We start from the raw sequence: 22129 nt of genomic DNA on the forward strand, positions 1-22129 counted from the left end.
ATTCTCCCCGGGGAATCGATTCCGGAAAGTCTCGGAACTCCCCGTTTACCACAAACAAGAATCGCACTATTGCTAGGTGTTTGAGTAGGTCGACAAAGGCCCATATGGAATGATTCCAGAAACAACCCAATCACGTTTTTATTACGAGCCAGATAACCAGTCTAACAAGCAAAGATGATCCGCGATGCTCGCGTCCTCCGCGCTGGATTCGTCCCTCGGGAAGTTGAGCATCGCGACGCCGAAGTCAACCACCTCTCCAGCGTTCTCGAGCCCATCACAAACGGCGAACCCGCCGACACGGCCATCGTTACTGGGCCCAGCGGCGCTGGTAAGACTTGTATCTCGAAGTTCGTCACCGAACGACTCCGGGAAGAGATTCTCGACGTCGAAACCACATACGTCAACTGCTGGCGCAACTACACCCGGTTCCGAACGCTCTGCCAGATTCTCGATAATCTCGGCGAGACTATCGATATCCACCGGCAGTCCACACCGCACGACGAACTCGTCGACCGCCTTCAGCAATACGACGGTCCGCGAACCGTCGTCATCCTCGACGAGGTCGACCAACTGGAGGATCCCAGCGTGATATACGACCTGCACAGCCTCCCTCAGTTTGCGATCATTTGTATCGCGAATGAGGAAGAGGAACTGTTCAGCCGCGTCGACGACCGCCTCGTGAGTCGTCTCCGTTCGAGTGAACACGTCCGGATGGACAAGTATCACAACGAGCAGCTGTACGATATCCTGAATTCGCGCGTGAAGTGGGGCTTGACGAAGACGGGATTACCGACGAACAGCTTTACCGGATTGTAGATGTCGCTGCTGGCAACCCCGGCTTGCCATCGGGATCCCTCGGACATCCGCGAGCACGGCTGACCGTGAAAACCGCGAACAGATCACTGACGACATGCTCCTTGACGCTGCCGAGGACGCCCGCGCGCAAATCAAGCAGAAGAACATCGACTCACTCACACCACACCAGCGCGTCGTCTACGACATCGTGCGCGACCACGGCCCGCTCGGGCCAAGTGAGATTCACGAGCGCTATGCCGAAGAGGTTGATGACCCGCGGACGAAACGGACTGTCCGAACCCACCTCTCGAAGATGACCCAGTACAACCTCCTCAAGGCAGAGGGCACGAGCCGGGATCGAGAGTACTCGCTTGTCGATTCGGCAGCAGCGTCGCCGATGCAGTGATGCCAAAACAGATTCTCGATCGTGTCGTAGCAGACGTTCCGTTTGTCGTGGACTCTGAAGTAGATCGTCGGCACTATTCAGATAAGGTCTGAAGAACGAGGCGGTGTGAGGTTTAGGTGTCCATGTCGAAACCAGACCGCCTTATTGGATGTAGTACCGACTTCGAGTTGGGGTTTGTGGAGCGAGCGGCGACACCCGAGCCAGTGATGAAGCTGGGTATCCAGCTGCAGCTGGGTTCATCAATCCACAATAACTGGGTGAATACTAACTGTTTCTCACGATTTGTACCCAAATGGTCAAGATTATCGAGCTAATTTCAACCCAGCTCTATAGTGACGAAGACACCGGTCTAATACGAACGACGTGATAGCCAGTTATTTGCCACTTCTCAGGGAATTACCCACACAAGATAATGCCGGGGATCGTGATATTCACCGCCGGTCGCCAGGACGCCTACGAGGACTACAAGCGCTCTGTCGATGACGGCCACCCAATTGAGGAACTCGAATCGTACCTTTCACCGGAAGATTGCGAAGAGTTGCGCGTGACATCCGAAGACGGGAATGCACACCTGTGGGGCAGTTCTGTCCCTGATAAATGGCATAATGTGGAAGCCGGAGACATCGCCCTCATCTACCATGGCGGTGAATTCGTTGCTCGAGGCCAAGTGACGCTCCTCCGTGAGAACTACGAGTTGGCCGAGCATCTCTGGAAAGACACAGTCGACCACGACCGATGGGATCCAGACAATCCCTGGAAATATCTGACCTTCCTCTCTGATATCGAAGAGATTTCTGTTGACGTAGAGGCGTTCAATAAGTTGGTTGGCTATGACGAAACGTATCGGCCACAGGGGTTCACGCGAGTTGCAGATCATCGATTAGACCAGCTCCGAGAAGACTACGACTCCGTTGAAACCGCTCTGGCAGAACTCACAGGGACTGGTGAAAAAGTGCATCACGTCGACGAGACAGAGGTCGAAGAAACCACGGATCTCGCCGACCGTCTCAAAGCCGCCAGTACGAACGGAAGTCGGGCCGAAGAGTTCGAGCAGCTCGTTGCAAAAGCGTTCACTCGCTTGGGCTGTACGACAAACTGGATTGAAGGCGGCGGCGATACAGACGTCGAAATCCATGCCCCACGACACATTGTTATTGAGGCAAAGACACGCGGGCCGGGGACGCTCAATACGCTCGAAGCTACTAACGTCGACAAGCATCGCCGGCAGAAAGATGCCGAGCATGCCATCGTTGTCGCCCCGGCCTTTTCACCGAAGGTTATCGAAAATGCCGAGGCAAACCAGCTAACGACGCTCGCTGTTGATGATCTGATTGCGCTCCTCAATCGGCGGCGACAATATGCGATCCCACCAGAGGATGTCCTTGAGCTGCTAACTCGGCCTGGCCCGTTCCAGGATGATCGCCTCGATCTCTTAGACGAACGCATTAACGAACGGCTCGATGCCGGCGAGACGATACTGAATGTAATTCGAGCGCTTGAACGAGCAGATAGCCCTGTCGAAAGCGCAGCAGATCTACGCTGGATCATAATCGGCATGGAAGAGCCGAGTGATGTCCCCGACGAGAACGCGATCAACGAAGCGATCCAACTGCTGAGCCACCCGAGTCTCGGTGTCGTTGAGCGAGTGGAGGAGGGGTACCAGACAGTCACCAATTACGAAAACGCAGTCGAACTCTTGCAGTCGATAGATGCCGTAATCCAATCAGTGAATAAGCATGAGGAGTGAATTCTCTATTGTTTTGCCCCTACGAACCTCGTAGATGACTGCTTCAATAAGCGTGGGAATATTTTAGAAGAAAGGAGATAACAGACGAGATGTGAGCGAATCGACTCTAGAGCGACAATTAGAGGTGATCAAGCAACAACTTGGAGACACTGGCCGGCTCCCAGTCCCAACGCTGGAGATTATCGGTGAAGAACAACGGGAGCCACACTGGCAGTCATTGTTAGCGTACTTTCTCAACGGGGAGACCCCTCATGGATTCGGAACGGATGTCCTGGCAGCATTCTTGGACGCGGTAGAGTCACATCCAGAGACGACCTTCGAGAGTGGGTTCCAGGATCTCGATCAGGTCGATATCCAAACGGAAGTTCCCACTGGAAATGGCCCAGTTGATCTGCTGCTCTCGTGTGATGACGAATGGTTCATCTGTCTCGAACTCAAGGTCGGCTCGCCAGAAACAGGCGACCAGACGGTTCGCTACGCAACTGCGACGAGTCTCGGTGACATCGTGGTGAGCCAACATGCTGGAACGGGAGAGTATCTGTACCTCGCCCCAGAGAGTGCCCCGGAACCAACTTCTGAAGAATTCGTCGCGATCTCCTGGCATCGGATCGTGACCCACCTCGAAGATGTCCTCCGAGACGGACACGGACAGTATCCAGCGAAGAGCAGCGCACAGCTCTCCGATTACCTCGACACAATCAAACAGGAACTCAACATGACCGACGTCGACAAAATCTCCAAAGAGACGGAACTGTACATCGAACACCATGACATGATCGACCGGCTGAAAGACGCCTACGAAACGGACAGAAAGCAACTCTTCCGCGACCTCAAGCAAGCGTTTTTCGCCGAGGGTGACGTCGACCTCGAGGACTGGAAAGTCAATAATAGCCCAACGAGGTATATCAACTTCTACAAAGAATCGTGGCAGAATCTGGACTCCGGAACCAGCATCGAATACGAACCTCACGTCCACCTGAAACGCGAGTATCCACGTATCCGGCTCCGCCTCGATATTGAACACGGCGACAAGCACGCAATCCGAGAGGAGTTTCACGATCTACTCGGAGAGAATGGACTCCAAGAACTGGAAACGAACGACTGGGAAGTGACTGATGGTAGCTACGGCTACCTTGCCAAGTCAATCCCCATCGATTTTGAGACACCGAACGAATCAGTGCGAGAGGCGGCGCAAGAACTCCACCAACTTCGAGATATCGTCGAGCCCCACATCGAAACGATTGCGGCTAACCATCAGCCCGAGTGAAACCGTAGAGATTTACCCTACTGGTGTAACTCGCTTTTTGTTTCCCTTTGACTTGCGCGTGGCAGAACCGCTACTGCTTGGTATTCGTATAGAGGGTGATTGTTGTCGGCAACTCTGGTTGAATCACTGATCCGACGATCTCCATCCCCACTGCTGCTAATACTTCGCCAAGATCTCCTTGCCAATCATATTCCGTCGCTCCATTTCCTGGTGCTTCTCCGATTTCCATCGCCAGTTATTCCCAGAGCGTCGTTTGGTCATACAGCTCCGGATCGTCGGGAAGGTAGCCAAGCAACGTTTCGGGAGCGAGGCCGATCAGCAAATTGCGATGGCGCGTGAACGAGACGTTGATACGATTCTCTGTCAGCAGGAACTCGTCTTCAGCCGCGATGTAGTTTGGATCTGAGACGGTGGCGTTCATGGCCATCAGATCGCGCTCACCACCTTGGAAGCGGTTTACCGTCTCGACCTGGATGTCCTGTCCTGACTCGTGATCAGCGTCAGCCTCATCGCTGCCGACAGTATATCCGCGTTCCTGCAACAACGACTGGACACGTCCCCGCTGAGCGTTATGTGGCGTGACGACACCCACGGTCGCGGAAGACGCAGCCGCCATAATCAACGCTTCTGTCAAGACACTCTCGATGAGATTCTATTGCCTGTACTCTCGTTCGCCAGAATACGTGAGCAGCGCGACCGTCGCCTCTCCGTCGAAAAGCGTGGCGAACGGCCCGTCAAGGTCGTCGTCCGCAGCCGGGACTGGATCTGGCTCGCGCCCAGACGAGTATGGAATACCGTCTTTCTCGTAGATCGTTTGCTGTATGAACTGCGCGATCCATTTGTCGAACCGATACGTCGTATCCAACTGCACCAGTGGAATCTCCATTGCGTCAGAATCACGCTCGCACCCGACCCATGACTCTTGCTCGTCATTAAGGACGTCGTCACCCCGGAGGAAGCGTATGTAGTCCAGTGTCGACAGGTAGGCTGCTGTAGACCGGATGTCCCGACGGCTGACTTCACTCCAGTCTCGTTTCTGGACGGGCGGCAGTTGCCGGTGGTCACCACCGACCAGCACCTGGCCGTTCACGGAGTTCTGTGAGATGATGCTGCGAGCAGCCTGGACAGCGCTTGGTGTGCGCAGGGCTGTTCCAGCGAATCAACCGCTCGACGACCGGTTCTTCCGGTAACTGTCCACCGATCCGGACAGCGGTCCTGAGTGGCGACACTGTCGCGTCGGCGGTAGCCCGCCGCCGACAGCGACCCCTCATCGCCGAAACTCACCGTTAGTCCTACTTCGAGACAGTCCAAGCACAGAACCAACAGATTCAGCGCCTACTGAACGAGATTATGCGGCTGTCGATGTGATCGACTGAGGCTCATCTGAGGGTTGATCCATATATCCCATTACATACAATATCATACTAAATCTTACTGTATTTGGCAACAGTTGAGAACCCAGTTGTCGACTTTATCCCACCCGTGAACGGGTGGCTTTCGCCTCGCTACTGCTGTACCGCCAAGCGAGTAGGGCAGGATAATTCACTGTTCCCCACTCTCTTCCCACTCCGGACGTGGCGTTGGGGACGGGAGTTCGTCAACCACAGTTCGGAGTTCGTCCTCTGTGATCCACGGGAAGCACCGTTCGTGGAGTTCGAATTTACGGAACTTGTTGAGATGAACCCAACTGTATGTTGCCGGCTCTTCGCCTTCATCTGCCCGGTCGTCGATCACATCCCAAACCTCCTGTTCGTCGATGTCAAGACCGCTCTCTTGGGCGCGATCAACGAACGACCCGACTTTTGATTGGACTTCATCCGCCGACAAATCGTCTGCGAACGCTATCTCAAGGGCAGCCTGAATGACGTGCTGTGTCGAGTCAAGGTTCTCGTCAGTCACCCACGCGTAATCACGCGGGAACACGTACGACTTGTCAAAATACGGTGGGTCATCGATCTCACCCAACTCAGGCGCCTCCCCACCACTTTCCTTCTCGAAGACCCCGACGATGTAGTCGCTGTATGTCGCGAGCAACGAAAACATGATATCGAACGTATTGAGCCGGTCAGTCGGGAGTTCGAGGAGATCACCCATGATGAACGGATAGGCACCGATCTGCTTCGCGAGTTCGTTCTGGACGGCGCGAAGCCGGCGGATATAGGGGTCGCGATAGCTCCCCAAGATGAAATACGATGTCCGCTGACTCCAGAGATATGGCAATTCACGCTGGGTGAACCGCCAAATCTCCCGTTTCTCTGCAGGCTCAAGTTCGATGCCCCCGACGGCCTCGTGAACAACGGTCATAATCTCCCCAGCGTCCGGCGGCGGGCTTGGATCGGTCATTAGTTGCCGATACAAACCACACCACCTTATCCCTTCTGAATCACTTTGGTTTTTTCTGATTTAACCAACTTGGACAACCCTAACTGTTATAGCGCCCTCCCTCGTACCATCAAGTATGAGCGAAACCGACATTGGCGCGGCCGATGCAGGGCCGTTTGCGGAACAGCAGCGGCTGTTCAAGCTGCTGTCCCAGGATACGCGCCATCTCATCATCCAGGAGCTGCTGGGCCACCCCGCCCATCTGATGTCGCTCGCCGAACTCGAGTATATGACTGGGAAGAGTCAGGCGGCCATCAAAGACCAGCTGGAGACGTTGATCGACGCCGGGCTCCTCGCACGCTACACGTACGACCCAAGTGAGGGAACACGTGATCTCCCCTCTCAGTTCTACGGGTTCACGGAGCGGGGCGTCGAGATCCTCCACGACTATAAGTATCTCCGTGGACTCCCGGTCGCACGCGCTCTCTACGAAAACACGCGGAAGACCGAAAAAATCGAGCGCCACGAATCGGCCCCTCGCCCGGAGCTTCCCGACGCTGTCGCGGAAGCACTCGAGTTCGACGAGCCCGATCTCGACGCCGTCGATGGTGGTACAACCCGATAGACTCTCGTGCTAACTCGAAGTCAGTGCTAAATCCGGTGAGGCGGACGCTTGTTGGCATAGGCACCAACAAATCCGTCCGCCTCGTTCTTCAGATCTTATCTGAACAGTGCCTTCCTCCCCGCCCTCCTGTGCTACTCACTCGCTCCGCTCGTTGCGTTGCTCCTTGAGGACGGGGATTCCACTCGAAAAAGTTGAACGGGCACCGTCCTCTACCCCGAGCTGAACTCACCGAGCCCCGATTGCTCGTGATCCAGTGGCTCAATAACCTGTGGATCGTCGTTACCTGGATTGTTGACCCGCGTCGAAATCTCGTAGGCGTCCAGATCGTCGTTCGGATACGGCTGGCACAGCTCTGTGCGAGTGTCCGGGCCCGCAGAGAGCCAGTCGGACTCTGCGTTCTGTGGCAGAATGACTGGCATCCGATCGTGGATGGGTTGCATCACATCGTTCGGCTCCGTGGTGAGAATCGTCACACACGAGATAGTCGCGTCGTCGCCCTCCCAGACATCCCAGAGGCCGGCCATCGCGAACGCGGGGTCGTCCTCGCGATAAATCCGGTAGGGTTGTTTCGGCCCACCGTTCGGCGATTTCCACTCGTAAAATCCCGACGAAAGGACAAGACACGGGCGGGACTCCCACGGCCGCTCAAAGACGCGCTTCTCGTCGACAGTCTCGGAGCGAGCGTTGATGATGCCCTCCTCGGGCTCGTCCGCCCAGAACGGAATCAGTCCCCAGTAATGACATCCTCCGCGCCGTGAACGGCACGGTTTCCCCCGTGGGAGTCTGGACTATGCCGATTCCCTGGAGGCAACATTCCCGTCACGGTGGACGGTACTCGGGTCTGTGCGCTGTTCTTTGGGACTTTCGTGAGAGCATGGCAACTCCGACCATTGGTGGTCGTCCCACTCGAACCGCACAGGCCGTGCCATCGGCCTGACTGCTTTCTCTATGTGTCGTCTCAGGAACGTTTCTGACGCAGTAAGGTCGGCGTGGCCCTCGAATCCGCACGGACAGGTGAGCGTGTCCTGATGCCGTGTCGTCCGATCAGTGCTACCACACTGTGGGCACTCTTGGCTTGTCCACACTTCGGACTGGACTTCGACCGAAATCCCGTATTCTTCGGCGGTGCAGACCAGTCGCTCGGTAAATTGCTTAAACGCCCAAAAGTTGTGGGTCTTGGCGTTGGTTTCGACCGACCAGTGCGTTTCTAACACGTCGGTCAAGCCACCGATATACACAGTATCGACACCTTCGGCGTACAGCCGTTCAAGCAGGTCACGACACAGTGCGTCTTGCGCGTGGTCACGGCGACGGGTTCGCTTCCGGTACAGTCGCCGGATACGCTCGCTACTGTATCGGCCTTCCGGTAGCTTGGACTGCAACCGGGCAATCTCTCGCGTCGTGTCGCGGAACCGCTGGAACAACTCACGGCCCTCGTACAGATATTGCTCGCCGGTCGTGGTGGTACAGGCGACAAGATTGTTCGCACCAATGTCCAGAGCGGCCTTCTCGTCGGCCAGTGGAGTATCCCGTGTCTCATCAGAAACAGTCACAGGTTGCGAGGCTCTGAACGTGCTGTCAGTCTCGTCGTACCACAGGTCTAACCGACCTTGTTTCTTGTAGTTGGGCCAATTCGGGTCGCCAGCGATTTCAAGTCGGAGCCGTCCGGTGTGGTCGTATCGGTCTTTCAACTCGCTCCCGACCAGTATCTCAAGTCGAGAGCGGTCGCCCCATTCGAGGGTGTACGACGTGTTCCGAATGACGCCTTTGAGGTCACGCCCATCGTCCTCGTTGCCACGGAAGCCCGGCGGTTCCGGGTGTTCCGTGACCGACGTGTTTGACTCGTCGTGGTACTGGTCTTTCAAGCGGAAGAACGCCCGCCACGCTTCGGTGTTTTTCCGAATTACCTGCTGGGCAGTGGACGCGCCGAGAATGCCTTTGTACTTCCCTTCGAGTCGGCCTGTATCGGCGTCCCAGACGTCGCCCTCAAAGCCGTCTTCGTCGTTGTACCGCATGAGGCGCTTGTAGTTGACCTCGTTCCAGAGAGCGGCAGAAGCGTCCAATAGATCCCGTAGCAGTTGCTCACCAGTATCGGAGAGCGGTCGCACGGCGAACGTGTTGGTACGCTTCATCTGCCAACTACCCGTAGGAGCCGTGGGAAAGTAAATGCCAGTCACCCAAAGTGAAACTAAAACTATCGGTGATCGTCGGAGACTCACGGCCAGTTGTAACATGATGATTCCTCACAGGAGTTTATGCGATTCACGCCCGCCGTGAACGGCATGACTCTCTCGCTGTTACAGGTAGTTCAGAATAAGTGATAGCGGTCGACACTCCCGGGTGTTTCCGCGTAATCTTGTCAATTAGTATGTATCCCTACGCATCGCTTGATTCACCGAAATGTAGTCGAAATCAACACCATCAAAATAGTTCTATGACACACTCATACCACAAGCAAAACACCACCGGACTGATCGGGGAATATTAACCAACACAAAGACCGAAGAGTCTAAATTGTTGGTTAACACCGCCAACACTGAGGGAGTCGATTCTGGAAACAATCTCGGAAACAGCGGATCGAGTACAGAAAGGCAGAGACACAGTCCGGATCGCTGTCAATCTCGCATCTTCTCGGAAACGCGGAAGCGACACGCCGCGGCTTATTGGGAGTGTGACCAACTATTCACACATGAAAGAGAACTCACCATCAAATCGGATGGCGGTGGTGCAACCAACGCGAGGTGCTGACCGCAATCAATCGCTCACGAACCAGGCAGACCCAGCGACGGACGAGATGCTACTACCCTCTCTCGACGCGGGCATTACGCTACTCGACGTAGAAGGGGGTCGTGGCGTTCCGATCCTACAATCGCTCGTGCTCGATCACCTCCTCCTACACGACGGGCCAGCTTTCTGGGTCGACGCAAATGGACATGCGACAACGACCACACTCGCGCAAATCGCGCCCAGCCAGCGGTTGCTTGACCGTATCCATGTCGCACGCGGGTTCACCGGCTACCAACACTACGGCGCCGTCTGTGATCTCCCAGCTGCGGTGAATCAGTCGATCCAAAGATCGGTTGCCAGGCGAGATGCACGACGGGATCCCCATCGCGGCGATGGGGCTCCGTATACGCCGTCACTTATTGTCGCACCCGCCATCGATGCGCAGTATCGCGGCGACGACACACTCGGGGATGCACACGCAGAAACGCTCCAGTCCCGAGCGCTTGCCCGGTTAGCGACCTACGCCGAGGGGTACGACATCCCAGTGCTCGTTACGCGAAACGAACGTAACGAATTCACCGAACCGGTCGCGACGGCCGCTGACCACCACCTGGAGTGTGAGCAGACGCGGATGGGGCCACGGGTCGTCGGAGACGACTTCGAGACGACCGTCTACCCCGTCGAGGACGGTGCCTACTACCAGACGACCTTCGCGTACTGGCGAGAGTTGCTCGCGACCCGCGCCAGCCAGGTTGGTGTGGAGTCGACGACGCCAGCGACAGCCACGCCAACTCCAGAGGGCGTCGGGACGGGAGTCACAGCCGAAGGAGAGACGGTGTCTGTCGCCGCGAACCCGTTGCTCGATGCGTGGACAACGGCAGACGCCGGGGGTCAATAACGATGGGGCGCACGAACCCGACATACCGGGACGCGCTCCGGGCCATCGAAGAGCGGTGGGCGGAGTTCCGACGAGCGCTGCGGCGTCGCGACCAGCCGCGATTCGACCGGCTGTTCGAGTACGCCCGCGAGCACGCTGACGCAAGTGGGCTGTTGAATCACCAGAACCCGCTGCTGCCGGCGCTGCTCAGCATCAACCTAGAACAGGAGGTACGTCTCGAGGAACACGAGGGGCGCCTATCAGAGCTTGAGCAACGGCTTTCGAAAGCTGGGGACGACCAACAGCAATCGCCCGCCGAGGGTGATACTGGAGGTTCAGAATAACTCAAACTACGCAAATCGTATTCAGACATATCATGTTCAGACATATCGTATTCAGCCATAGGAATATTTATGAATTTGGCGAGTGGATACTCGTGTATGCCGTCATCATTCGTCAATCGTTCGGAAGAGCTGTCACGGGTTCAGCGGGCTTACCAGTAGTTGGCAATTTGGACCAAGTTATTCAATTCAACGCACTCTCAAAGGACGGAAATTTTTCAGCCGGTGGAAGACTGCACACTAACCGTGAATAAATATACTATAGTTTACCTTATCTATGAACAGACGACCATCAGTTCGAATGCAGTCTTGTAACTAATGCTTCCTAGCCAATGTTCACTGTCCGAAGGAGTGTTTGATTCGTATTCCTGTTCTTAGCACGTCGTAAAGGACAAGAATAGCGTTGGATGGGTTCATTTCGGCGTAGAACATTTGAGAGTGTGCAGATCGGTTACGAAGATTCTGGCCTTGTTTATTGCTGTACTTATATTTTATATAATATCCGAGGAAAGGATCTCGATCAATTAGAATGTCGTCTAAGAGCCCCTCTAAGCCTCGTTGTTCAATACTGTCGTCTGGTTTCAACGCGTTCGTTACTTCACCTCGGGATTGCAGTGCTCGTTTAGTAACTCCCTCAAATCTTGTGATCGCTATGTGATAGCTGGCGTCGTATTTTCCCTCATAGTAGTAGTCAACAGCGGATTCAAGAAATTTGATGTCATCCTGTGAGAGGCCAGGTATAGATTGAATGACTCCGTAGAAGTCCTCTGTATCGAGTGTGCCGTCATCAACCCGTGTTCTAAGGCACTCCGACAGAAGTTGATCATTCAACTGTAATTCAGCGGTATAGGCGAATGGGACGTTGTCTTTTATGCCCTCTACACCACCTTCGGTTTTTGAAATCGGATTGTATTCGGAGTCTGTTATTCGTCTACTCAAGATGTCTGAGATTCCCGGTTCAGATTCGGTAATGTGGTTTGGTGATGGGAAAAATTCGTTCCAAGTCGCAGAATTCCACAATGCTGCCTGAGCCGAGATTCGAGATCGAGTAGTTTTGAAGCGGTCGTCGAATGTATCGATAAGGCCCTGAAGTTGTTCTCTTTCAATAGTCTCTTCGTGCACCCCGTACTCACCGGCGTCAACTGACTCTTTTTCGTATGCTTGGATGCGTCCTGTGAGCTGTTTCTGCTCCTCGGTGGTGAGGATTTCTTGGGCATCAAGCAGAGCGTCATGCAAGAAGGTGGCTTTCAGATTGTACTGATCGGCTTCTTTGACTGATGATTCATACGATTCTAGCAGACGATCATATCCAGTTAGCGTGTCCTCATCTCGATTTTGAGTCTTTGCCAAATTGATGTAATGCTCCAGCCAGTTACGCTCAACCATGTAACGCCCTTGATGACCGAATTTGAACGCACCGAACGAGGCAAGTTCAAGTGCGTGAAGCTTGCTCTCGTCAGATACTTGCCCCATTTCATCTTCAATCAAATCAAATAATTGGTATATATGGCTAGAATTCAGATAATTTGGTATTTCAATTGATTCGGGGTGGCTGAGAGTGCTTTCGTGGGCCAAAACCAGATTGAGAAGTCGGTTAAGGTCCGATTCAAGATCTTGCCCGGGTACATCGGCGAGTAGTTTACATTTTTGCAGAAGACAAATGTAGGCAGAAGTGCTCCACCCCGATTTATCGAAAGCATTCATAGCATCTTCTAAATCGTCTTTCGCGGGGTTGGCCCCACCTCTAAAATCATCATTAATGTACCAAGATTTCAATTTTGGAAGAGCTTCAAACACGGGGTGGTCAATTTCGGCTTTCTTGATTTTCTCCACCCGTTCTGCCATGGTTTGATTTTGCTCAGCTAAGCCGTTAATCACTATATTCAGATCATACGGAAACGTATCTTCATCTCCAGTACCCTTTGATTCCTGAAACTCTTGCACGAGATAATCCGGTCTCTCATATGGATCACTATCGGTCATAGTGTCAGAAACTAACTGGACTGTTTAAATTATTGGGTCTTTCCCAATGTCAACGGTGAGAAGATCGGTCTAGTTACCGTCGTGCTGATTGGGTGAGTAAATACACAAATAAAGCAATAAAGAAAGCTCCAATAAATCCCTCAACGCCAGCAAGTAGTCTAATTATTGGCGATTCAAGTTCTGATCCCCCACCGAAAATTAACGAGACAAATGCTTGAAGACTGGTAGTATAACTCAATAGGATGTGGTCTAGAGCCGAACCAGTCGATGCAATCAGCAAACCATAGACCTCTGCAAATATAACCACGGATGTCAATGATGAGATGACCACCCGGGATGTTCGCTCTCCATACCCTGCAATAGCATCATATGTTAAATTGAAAAGAGCATTAGAGTATTCCCCTTGCTCCCAATCCCTTTGACGTCGATATCGAAGTTCACGCAGGAACCGCGAAGAAGGGGGTGCTCCGCGTCGGAACCCATCGAAAGTACGGTTTCGGAGAGTTCCGGGTGAAACCACTCACCGACACCGTCAAGCACACTAAGGAATCTGATAAATGATGGTTAAACCGACGGATCGACACTGCCGAAATGGCACGAATCACCAGATTCAATATCTAAGTTTGGCGGTAGAATCTGGTCCTTGCGACTGTGTCAAGTTCATCGAGTTCACAAATGCATAAAATTAGTTAGGGTATGTTACCCACAGGCACGGTAGTTTCACTTCAAGATGCGGTTGCACACGATGTCAATACTACAATATCGGCTGTCGTCGATAGCCGGGTGCTGGCCGGTGTCCTTGGTTGGGCTCACAGAAACTATTTACAACAACCTGCTCTCTGTGGCGTATATGAGTGGCCGATCGTCGATCCGGTGCTAGCCGAGAGCCCAGTCACGCGGCGTGACTGACGGTTCTCGGTTAGATATCAATGACCGAGAATACCGACTCAAACGAATCTCAGAAGCCAGGGAGTGCAAACAGCGGGTGTTCCAACCACACCGAACAGCGATCATCCACCGGATGCCAGGGTAGTGGTGCTTCCCCGCCGTGTGATGCGTGTGACACCACCCAGTACGACAAACTCCACGAAGTCTCTCTTGGTGAGCGGGCGTATGATGTGTGTGGTGATTGCCTCCAGCTCCTCGTTGACGACGTCGAGGAGTACTACTGGTGGGACCGCCTGACTGAAGCGCACTACAATCGCGCTGCGGAGTTTCTGCGCTCCCTTAATGCAGTCTGGTGCGTCAAAGATCAGGCGTACGCTGGCGGGGAACTGTGGGTTCACACTCCCTATTGCGATGCTGCAGTCGTCAGAGATGTGTGTGACCACTTTGGGTTCCAGATTCGCTGGTTTAGCGTTGTATACCCCTTTGACGATGGATTCGAGTGCGTCTCAGAGCACGGCCCCTGTGTCGAAATCAACCTCACGTTCACGACCCACGATTCGGATCCACTCCCGCTTGAATACGACATTCAGAATGACGTGACCTACCACGAAATCGAGTGGCTTGACGAGGATCGGCGCCTGTTCACGTCACCTCTCGAGTAGTTCAGACTTGCAGATCGAATTGTCTCTCCGACGTTTGTACAAACGCCTCACTATTGGCGACCCACCCTGAGCGTCCAGAGTCTGTATTCCACGCTCACCGATATAGTCATAAATACATCGGTAGAATTGGAATATATGAGGGAAGCGGAGCTACGGGTTGACTCTGCAATAAAATAATGTGCCTCTATTGGTAAATGCGTGACCACCACGCGACCTTCGAGTCAGCACTCGCGATGCTCGACCGGATGCACGAGGTTCGTTTCTGAGAATATCTATCCTGCTCGAAAGTTTTTCAGACACAGACACCCCTCTATCGATGTGTTTTGGGCCTGGATTGTAGCCAACTTTGAGTAGCATTACGATTCAAAGATCACCGACTTGGCTTTTAGAGGACAGAGAGGACGAGTCTATACGGATTTGTATACTGGACCAGAATGCAGAGGTGATTAACAATTTTGTTGTTTTGGAGTGGTCAAATAGGAGTTGATTGAAACAGATCGAACACATCGATAGAGGGGTGTGTGAGTGCTAGTTCTAGTAAACTAGAAGAAGGAAGAAGAGCGTATGGAGATCAATTCAGGAAGTACGGATATAGTCCTTGAGAAGGCCTTAGCATGAGAATATACACAGAGTTATCTCTCTCGAATATCTCAAGTTGTGTTTCGAGACCCCTCCCGTTGAATACGGAAAACACATCGATAGAGGGGTGTGTCTGTATCGAAGAGAGACATCAGAACACATCGTTAGACGTATCGTAAAAGATAGTCTGAGTACCGCATCTAAAAGCAGGAAAGCTAGATAGAATCGTTCTACTCATAGAATTCATATCGATAGAGGTGGGGAACCTTTTTATTATCTCCCTGTATGATTCACCTCATGGATACTGACGACACTGATAGTTCTCAACGAGAGTCGAGAACTTCAGAGAGCGATCCCCCGGAACAAGCTGAACTTTCGTCTGAGTCCATATCAACAGATAGCAGTGGAAGTGATCTCCCTGACTCGAGCGACGAATCGGATACAGCGACACCCGAGGAAAGTTCAGGCACAGAATCACAATCAATCGAAGATATGTTGCTCGAATTTGATCAGCAAGAGGGGTTAATTCGTGATCGCTCGCTTCTCGATCCTAATTACGTCGTTGAAGAAGATCGAATCGTTGGTCGCGATACACAACTCCAGAAAGTCACAAAAATGCTGCGAGTGGCTCTCGGAGATAATCGACCACCGAACCTCTTCCTCTATGGCCCGTCTGGCACGGGTAAATCACTGATTACGAAAGCGGTTTGTAAAAATATCAGTAGCATCTGTGAATCCCGAGATATCCAGTTCGGAACAATTGAAGTCAACTGCCAAGACCTCGATACGCTCGGAGTTGCGGTGTATGAACTAACGAAACAGGCAGCTGATGAAGCTGGAGTTGACGTCCAGGTGCCCAAACACGGCGTCGCGACGAAAGAAAAATGGGACGAGCTTTATCGAATCGTCAACGAAAACTTCGATTCTGTCGTGTTCGTGCTCGACGAACTCGATATGCTCGTGGGCCGACGAGATAAAAAGGAACCCGCGTTTTCACGCCTACTCTATCAACTTTCACGGTCAGGAGCGAATGACGACCTAAACGCATATCTTTCGGTAGTAGCAATCTCGAACGACACCCGATTGATGGAATCAGTTGGAAGTCGTGCCCATAGCTCGTTTACCCCTGAGGATGTTCACTTCGATGACTACGATGCGAACCAATTGAAGGCTATTCTTCGACGGCGGAAAGACGCCTTCCATGACGGCGTAGTTAATGAAGATGTCATCCCTCTTGCAGCTGCATTCGCGGCTCAGACACACGGTGATGCACGGAAAGCTATTGATCTGATTCGAGTGGCTGGCGAGCTTGCAGAACGTGAAGGAGACGACCATGTGGGCGAAAAACACGTGAGAGAAGCGCAAGACAAAGTCGAAAAGAACCGTGTCCTCGAGGTTGTCAGAGGAATCAGTACGCAGAAAAAACTCTGTCTCTATGCGACTGCAGCAGTCGCTGCTGAAACAGAAGATGGCTCTGCCCGGAGTACGACCGGATATCGGGTCTATCAATTCCTCACTGACACGATCGACACGGACCAATATCATCAAGAAACGTATGTCAACAAAATGAAGGAGCTAACTACGTATTCACTGGTTGACTTCGAGCGGAGAAGCCACGGCCCAAGTTCAGGGATGTTTCTGGAATTCCAGTTCGGTGAACGACCGGATACGATATTGGAGACGCTTCGCGAGGATTCGCGACTCGAGATGGTTTCGAGCAATGAAGTCGAGACGGTTGTCCATGCTCAACTGCGAAATCGGAATTAGCCACTATTTCTGGAAGTTCATTCTTCCCCCTACGCACACCCCTCTATCGAAGTGTGTAGATCAACCGTTCGCATAGCAACTTTGATCTCGAAGAACGGATCCTGGGGGTTGTAGATAAGAACTGATGATCTCTAAGAAGTATCGAGGCTGACTACGCATCTCCTCGATTATCTTACGCCTCGATCAGTACACACCCCTCTATCGATGTGTACCTTCTGAGCGATGATTGAGGACACACCCCTCTATCGATGTGTAGCGATTTGTGTTGTGTATTCCATAATTAAACCCATATTACTTTCATAATGGTAATCGTTTGTATGATGTCGAATTATTTTTCGCGCGATCAGCGGGTGTGGCATCAATTCGCAATATGTTAACCAACATATAGACCGATCCGCAGAGATTGTTGGTTAACTATTTTCATAACCTGTAGGCAATCATGAGTTTTAATGAGTATATTGACATTAAGCGAAAACAATAATAGACTATACTCTGATGATAGTTTTGCTGCCTTTCAGGCAGCTACCTCTAACGGCAACTCGGATCCCATCGACAAGCTCGTGTCCGACCCGTGCATGGGAGGATTGTATCCTGTCAGGCCAAAGGGAGCGGCTTTCCACGGGACTCCTCGAACTCGTCAAACCAATCCCATGGCAGATCGGGGGTTCTCCCACTACCCGATCTTCAATTGTGACCGCTCTGTTGAAACCCTCAATTTGTGATAGGCTACAGAACTCGTGCTGAATAGAGGGCGCGGGCCGTGTTTAGACGGAAGAGAGACGCTATCTCTCCAGTGGTTTTGAGGAACTGAAGCGGGACGAGGGGAGTATGCCATCTCAACTCGCCCGCTTCACTGACCGAATCGTCGATTTGTCTCAAAAAGCTGTCGTTGGCAATCCTGCTCCAGCAGTCAAGAAAGGTGACGCCGGCTACGCCGACTGGGTGATTGTCGCGCTTCACTGTCTCAGAGAGTATCTTGATCATCCGTATCGGCGGTTGCTCGATGTCCTTCACGAGATGCCTGGAATCGTTGGGAAACTCGGCCTCACGGTGGATGAACTACCGGACTTCACCACTGTGTGTACGCGCAAGCAAGACCTCGAAATGCGGATCTGGCGGACGCTGCTGCGGGTGTCTGGGTCGTTCCACGAACGCGGTGACGTCCAGGCAATCGACTCGACGAGTCTTGCCCAACGAAAGTCGAGCCATAATTACGCAAAACGCGTCGAAGACACCTTCGAGTCAGTCAAAATCACGTTTCTCGTCGATTGTGACAGCGGCGCGATCCTTGACGTTCACTGTGCGATGACGCTGCCGCACGACACCCAGATCGCCTGGCAAGTTCTAACGCGAAATCTTCACCAGCTGGAGACAGTCGTCGCGGACAAAGGCTTCGACTGGGACGATCTCCGCCACAAACTACGGGATGAGGGCATTAGACCGGTCATCAAACATCGTGAGTTTTACTCACTGGACGCAGCGCACAACGCACGGATCGACGATGACACGTATCATCGTCGCTCAATTGTCGAGGCGATTTTCTTCTCACTTCGCAAACGGTTCGGCATCCCAAACCGGGCTAGAACGTGGTTTGGGCAGTTTCGAGAGGTTGTCCTAAAGGCCGCAGTCCGAAACCTCGAACTATCCGTGAGGCTCTGAAACATTCGATTGTGCGCCTCTAAACAAGGCCGAGGGCGCATATACAGCACTGAAACTAGTCAGCTAGCTGCTGTTTCAATTCCTCAATACGATCTTCTTTAACATCACCTGCCTCTGCTATACTATCAACCAGTTTTCTAGCACTACTCCGAATCTGGCTGTTACTATTGTTCTTAACTAGGCTCTCTAAACGGGTAAGAACCGTTTCTTCCTCTCCATAGTACTCTTCGAAATCTCCCATTTTCTCGATAAGGTTTGCGACCTGCCTATTGTTGAGATTGGAGCCCTCGAATTGATCTGAAAGGCGCTCAGCAACCCATTCGCCGTCACCTTGTTCGATTATACCGCTTCCAGACATGGAGCTAAAGACTTCAACGAGAGGGAACAGTTGGTTCTGCTGAATATTATTGCGTAACTCTCGACGTAACTGGCTATCCAGATTCCTCGCCACCGCCTTTTTCTGATCTTCAGTCAACTTCTGGTTGACTTCCTGCCAAAGATCTTTGAAGGCTCGGTGGTCCTGATGGTTGCCGGAAAGGAGAGAATCCAATTGGGTAAGCATACTCTCCTGCTCAGAATCATCTAAATCGTCGAATACTGCGAAGCCTGCTCTAAGATATGTTTTCTTCTGATCTGCGTTATTCGAGTTACTAATCTGCGTGCGGCACCGGTCTAAGACCTGTTCACGTACAGGCCCGAAGCGATCAGGATATTCTGTGAATATCTTGGCCCCTATCTGGTTATTCGAGTGATCATTATCCTCGCAGAGCATCTTAACCAATTCAAAGAGACGCTTATTGTGTTTATCCGGAATAGCAGGTATTAATGAATTGATGACGAAGCTATCGTTATTCAGCTTATTCGGAACCTGACTACAGACACTATCAACCGTGTTCTCGTCATCGAAGATTGGAACACCTTCCTCCTCTGCATGTTGGGCGATTTGTTGAATCCTGCCCTGGTTCCAGCGGCCTAGCAAGTTTGCAATCCAATCTTGGAAGTCCTCTTTCGTCCCCGGGCTATAAGACTCGTAGAAACTGATAGCCACCTTAGCTAAGTCAACAGGTTGCCCGTTAGCAGACGAGACCCTATCTTCCAGAATATCGAACAGTCGATCACCAGTCTCCCGCGTGACTTGGCCGTTCAACCGGCTCAAGTACTGCTGGAGTTCATTGTTATACTGATTTCCTTGCTCGTTATCGACTTCATCCTCCAGATCTAGCAACTGCTCCACGAAGTACTGTCTTCCATTAGCTCTTGCCTGGCTGTCTAACTGCATGTAGTACTCAGTTTCCTCAAACTGATTCCGCTGACTATCCCACGTAACCGATTCAGCAGCCCGTTCTAACAGGTCGGAATTTGCCAGCTTCTTAGACTGCTCTGTCTGACTTAAAATCTCCAGAGAACGGTTGAAACCGCTGTCAAGATCAAGCAACGTCTCACAGAGCTGTGTCTGCGCTTCCTCCGGCACCTGATCAGCATGATCTACGAAAGCCTGCAAAACATTTTCTCGAAGCTGACCTCCAGAATCCACTTCCTGCGAGTACCTAGTGAAGATAGTTCGCTGGTTCTCATCCGGTATCTCAAGAAGAACAGGGAAGAACTCCTCCGGATCAAAGTCCGAGAGATAACCCTGAGCAGGTTCAAGAACAAGGTATCTACCGAGAACTTCTGCCACATCACCTTGATACTCTTCCTCGAACTCATCAAATACCGTTAGAAGAGTACCAACCGTACTAAAGAGGGGATTAAACCGGGCCTCTGAAACATAACTATCCAGGGTACTATCAATTGCCTGGAGGTAGGGTGAAATCGACTGATCATCCTCACGGATCGACTCTATCTTGTTACGGACATCACCCTCCTGTCTGGTTCTAAGATTCTGAAGGAAAGCCTCAGCATCGCTAAGATCACTAAGGAACGACGGTTCACCAAGGCGCAGGAACGGTTGAGGGTTATCCACTCGGTAAGGAATTGTGGACCGCAAGAACTTCTCAAGACGTGACTCACTGTCGGTAGATCCGTTCTCTTTCCTCAGAAGATCCTCAATCCTATTTTCACGGTCGCCCTCAGATAAGTCGCCCCGGAAATACTCTCTCACGTCTTCAAGGAGTCGAGGATCGTCCTCTAACTCTGAATAAAACTCCGGGAAGTCCTCCTGTAACACCATAACCTTCGCTAAGAAATCAAGGTGGTCTGTCAGAGCCCCTTCGTCGAGGTGATCCTCCTCTTCGATCTGCTCAGCAAGTATTCGAAGTGTCGTCAGTTGATTCAGAGACTGCTTGATTCTACGTGGATTTTTGACATAGGCACTTGTGATAACATCAATAACGTTTTGATCGAACGGCTCTGCTAAATTGTCGTTCTTGCTTTTGGCGTATTCCTCGATATCTTCAGGGATGAAACGGGGAATACGAATGTGTGTTTGGAAGAATTTCCGTAAAAACTCACGCCCATTTCTTTTACTCTCGAAATACTCTCCTCGATCATCAATCGATTCGATATGGCTCTTAAGCGCCTGGTCATCACAAGGAATAATATAGACACACTGATCCTTCTCCAGGAAGGTCTTCAGCGAAACTAGGACATCATATACTGTTTCGCTCTCGCACCTGTCCAGGTTGTCAATAGATATTACGACTTTGTCAGCATCCGTCTCATCAAGAATACGTTCGAATAGGTTCTCATAGGCACCAGACCACTCCCTCCGTGGGTACAGAAATTTTCTCTGAAGGGTATCAGTGGCATCGGAAAGTTGCTTAGCCATATGAAGGAACAAAGGAGCGAGTACAACGGTGAAGATACCAGCTCCTATAGGTGGAGAGATGAAGATACCTGCAAGAAGAGCTATTGCCGATATGCCGACAATACTGTAAGCAACGTACTTCTGTTCGTGGAAAAACTGTTTTACAGCTTCCTTTGTAGAGCGTTCGTCCTTTGTCCGCTCTGAGGCTTCCTCAACATCATACAGTTCGTCTGTAATCTTCTCCTCTCCTAGAACAGCTGGCTTGCCTTCATCATCTGTTTGCCCTGTTTTCTCACCTATGGCCCGGTCCAAATTCAAAAGAAGATCCGTTCTGATGGACTCTTCAGCATGTTTCCAAGCATCGAACTCCACACAAACATAACCCGATTCAGAATCCCTCAGCCGTGAATATAGCATCCGGATGATCGAAGTTTTACCGGACCCCCATTCACCGAAAACACCGATATTCCAAGCTGGATCGGCGTTTTTCACCATCTGTTCCAAAGTGTCTACATACTCTTTGTGGCGGAATTCATCCTCATCTACAGCCTCTATCGGAGAATCAGAGAGAAACTTGTCCCTACCGTCTTCCGCAGTCATAACCACAATAATGAACTTGACTGATAAATAACTAATGAGTATACTTCCACAGTCTCTTGCTGATCTTTAGGAACCGCATCCAGCCCGCCGTACCTGAATCATCAGCTGACATGACTACAGAGGACGATTAGTGCTGAA

The 22129-nt window shown here is 51.9% G+C and carries 14 protein-coding genes and 2 pseudogenes; 9 read left to right on the plus strand and 7 right to left on the minus strand.

The genetic code is table 11. The features are described from left to right. Positions 1–174: 174 nt before the first annotated feature. The 3 genes and pseudogenes from ACMGFL_RS15565 to ACMGFL_RS15575 all read left to right on the plus strand — a co-directional run bounded on the left by ACMGFL_RS15565 (position 175) and on the right by ACMGFL_RS15575 (position 4215). Positions 175–1201 (plus strand): annotated as a pseudogene (locus tag ACMGFL_RS15565) (Cdc6/Cdc18 family protein). 412 nt (positions 1202–1613) lie between these two features. Beyond that, the gene (locus ACMGFL_RS15570; protein ID WP_436936511.1) at positions 1614–2948 is read left to right on the plus strand and encodes a restriction endonuclease; all 1335 of its coding nucleotides are present in this window, start codon (positions 1614–1616) and stop codon (positions 2946–2948) included. 91 nt (positions 2949–3039) lie between these two features. Next, on the plus strand, positions 3040–4215 hold the full coding sequence (locus ACMGFL_RS15575; RefSeq protein WP_436936512.1) for a PD-(D/E)XK nuclease family protein: 1176 nt from the start codon (positions 3040–3042) through the stop codon (positions 4213–4215). Between the two features lie 235 nt (positions 4216–4450). Here ACMGFL_RS15575 and ACMGFL_RS15580 read toward each other — a convergent pair whose 3' ends face one another. From ACMGFL_RS15580 to ACMGFL_RS15590, 3 genes are all read right to left on the minus strand, one after another. Further along, positions 4451–4849: an AAA domain-containing protein gene (locus tag ACMGFL_RS15580; RefSeq protein WP_436936513.1), complete on the minus strand. Its 399-nt coding sequence runs from the start codon at positions 4847–4849 to the stop codon at positions 4451–4453. 18 nt (positions 4850–4867) lie between these two features. Next, positions 4868–5305: a hypothetical protein gene (locus tag ACMGFL_RS15585; RefSeq protein WP_436936576.1), complete on the minus strand. Its 438-nt coding sequence runs from the start codon at positions 5303–5305 to the stop codon at positions 4868–4870. Between the two features lie 452 nt (positions 5306–5757). Beyond that, a complete protein-coding gene (locus ACMGFL_RS15590) occupies positions 5758–6558 on the minus strand; it encodes a DUF8170 family protein (protein ID WP_436936514.1) in 801 nt (266 codons plus the stop codon). Between the two features lie 115 nt (positions 6559–6673). Here ACMGFL_RS15590 and ACMGFL_RS15595 point away from each other — a divergent pair, with 115 nt between their 5' ends. Further along, a complete protein-coding gene (locus tag ACMGFL_RS15595; RefSeq protein WP_436936515.1) occupies positions 6674–7162 on the plus strand; it encodes an ArsR family transcriptional regulator in 489 nt (162 codons plus the stop codon). 209 nt (positions 7163–7371) lie between these two features. Here the strand turns inward: ACMGFL_RS15595 and ACMGFL_RS15600 are convergent. Both ACMGFL_RS15600 and ACMGFL_RS15605 read right to left on the minus strand, forming a co-directional pair. Further along, positions 7372–7902, minus strand: a pseudogene (locus tag ACMGFL_RS15600) (SOS response-associated peptidase); the annotation flags it as partial. Between the two features lie 48 nt (positions 7903–7950). After that, positions 7951–9294 (minus strand): RNA-guided endonuclease InsQ/TnpB family protein, encoded by a 1344-nt coding sequence (locus tag ACMGFL_RS15605; protein ID WP_436936516.1) that lies wholly within the window; start codon positions 9292–9294, stop codon positions 7951–7953. Positions 9295–9851: 557 nt separating this feature from the next. Between ACMGFL_RS15605 and ACMGFL_RS15610 the strand changes: the two genes are divergently transcribed. Both ACMGFL_RS15610 and ACMGFL_RS15615 read left to right on the plus strand, forming a co-directional pair. Beyond that, entirely contained in the window at positions 9852–10787 is a 936-nt protein-coding gene (locus tag ACMGFL_RS15610; protein WP_436936517.1) for a hypothetical protein, read from the plus strand. Positions 10788–10789: 2 nt separating this feature from the next. After that, positions 10790–11110, plus strand: a complete 321-nt coding sequence (locus ACMGFL_RS15615) for a DUF8156 family protein (protein ID WP_436936518.1) — start codon at positions 10790–10792, stop codon at positions 11108–11110. 333 nt (positions 11111–11443) lie between these two features. Here the strand turns inward: ACMGFL_RS15615 and ACMGFL_RS15620 are convergent, their stop codons facing one another. Further along, positions 11444–13090, minus strand: coding sequence for a hypothetical protein (locus ACMGFL_RS15620; RefSeq protein ID WP_436936519.1), 1647 nt, complete (start codon positions 13088–13090; stop codon positions 11444–11446). A 929-nt stretch (positions 13091–14019) separates the two neighbouring features. Here ACMGFL_RS15620 and ACMGFL_RS15625 point away from each other — a divergent pair. The 3 genes from ACMGFL_RS15625 to ACMGFL_RS15635 all read left to right on the plus strand — a co-directional run bounded on the left by ACMGFL_RS15625 (position 14020) and on the right by ACMGFL_RS15635 (position 18645). Continuing rightward, entirely contained in the window at positions 14020–14640 is a 621-nt protein-coding gene (locus ACMGFL_RS15625) for a hypothetical protein (RefSeq protein WP_436936520.1), read from the plus strand. 876 nt (positions 14641–15516) lie between these two features. Continuing rightward, a complete protein-coding gene (locus ACMGFL_RS15630) occupies positions 15517–16986 on the plus strand; it encodes an orc1/cdc6 family replication initiation protein (protein WP_436936521.1) in 1470 nt (489 codons plus the stop codon). Between the two features lie 828 nt (positions 16987–17814). After that, a complete protein-coding gene (locus tag ACMGFL_RS15635; RefSeq protein ID WP_436936522.1) occupies positions 17815–18645 on the plus strand; it encodes an IS5 family transposase in 831 nt (276 codons plus the stop codon). Positions 18646–18700: 55 nt separating this feature from the next. Here the strand turns inward: ACMGFL_RS15635 and ACMGFL_RS15640 are convergent, their stop codons facing one another. Next, positions 18701–21991 (minus strand): KAP family P-loop NTPase fold protein, encoded by a 3291-nt coding sequence (locus tag ACMGFL_RS15640; protein ID WP_436936523.1) that lies wholly within the window; start codon positions 21989–21991, stop codon positions 18701–18703. Positions 21992–22129 lie beyond the last annotated feature (138 nt).

This window comes from Halovenus marina (assembly GCF_051414115.1).
Taxonomy (GTDB): domain Archaea; phylum Halobacteriota; class Halobacteria; order Halobacteriales; family Haloarculaceae; genus Halovenus; species Halovenus marina.

What these genes read in the sequence shown, in the direction of transcription:
- ACMGFL_RS15570 (WP_436936511.1), top strand. Translation starts at nt 1,614, where the DNA reads ATGCCGGGGATCGTGATATTCACCGCCGGTCGCCAGGACGCCTACGAG.
- ACMGFL_RS15590 (WP_436936514.1), bottom strand. Translation starts at nt 6,558, where the DNA reads ATGACCGATCCAAGCCCGCCGCCGGACGCTGGGGAGATTATGACCGTT.
- ACMGFL_RS15595 (WP_436936515.1), top strand. Translation starts at nt 6,674, where the DNA reads ATGAGCGAAACCGACATTGGCGCGGCCGATGCAGGGCCGTTTGCGGAA.
- ACMGFL_RS15605 (WP_436936516.1), bottom strand. Translation starts at nt 9,294, where the DNA reads ATGAAGCGTACCAACACGTTCGCCGTGCGACCGCTCTCCGATACTGGT.
- ACMGFL_RS15610 (WP_436936517.1), top strand. Translation starts at nt 9,852, where the DNA reads ATGAAAGAGAACTCACCATCAAATCGGATGGCGGTGGTGCAACCAACG.
- ACMGFL_RS15615 (WP_436936518.1), top strand. Translation starts at nt 10,790, where the DNA reads ATGGGGCGCACGAACCCGACATACCGGGACGCGCTCCGGGCCATCGAA.
- ACMGFL_RS15620 (WP_436936519.1), bottom strand. Translation starts at nt 13,090, where the DNA reads ATGACCGATAGTGATCCATATGAGAGACCGGATTATCTCGTGCAAGAG.
- ACMGFL_RS15625 (WP_436936520.1), top strand. Translation starts at nt 14,020, where the DNA reads ATGACCGAGAATACCGACTCAAACGAATCTCAGAAGCCAGGGAGTGCA.
- ACMGFL_RS15630 (WP_436936521.1), top strand. Translation starts at nt 15,517, where the DNA reads ATGGATACTGACGACACTGATAGTTCTCAACGAGAGTCGAGAACTTCA.
- ACMGFL_RS15635 (WP_436936522.1), top strand. Translation starts at nt 17,815, where the DNA reads ATGCCATCTCAACTCGCCCGCTTCACTGACCGAATCGTCGATTTGTCT.
- ACMGFL_RS15640 (WP_436936523.1), bottom strand. Translation starts at nt 21,991, where the DNA reads ATGACTGCGGAAGACGGTAGGGACAAGTTTCTCTCTGATTCTCCGATA.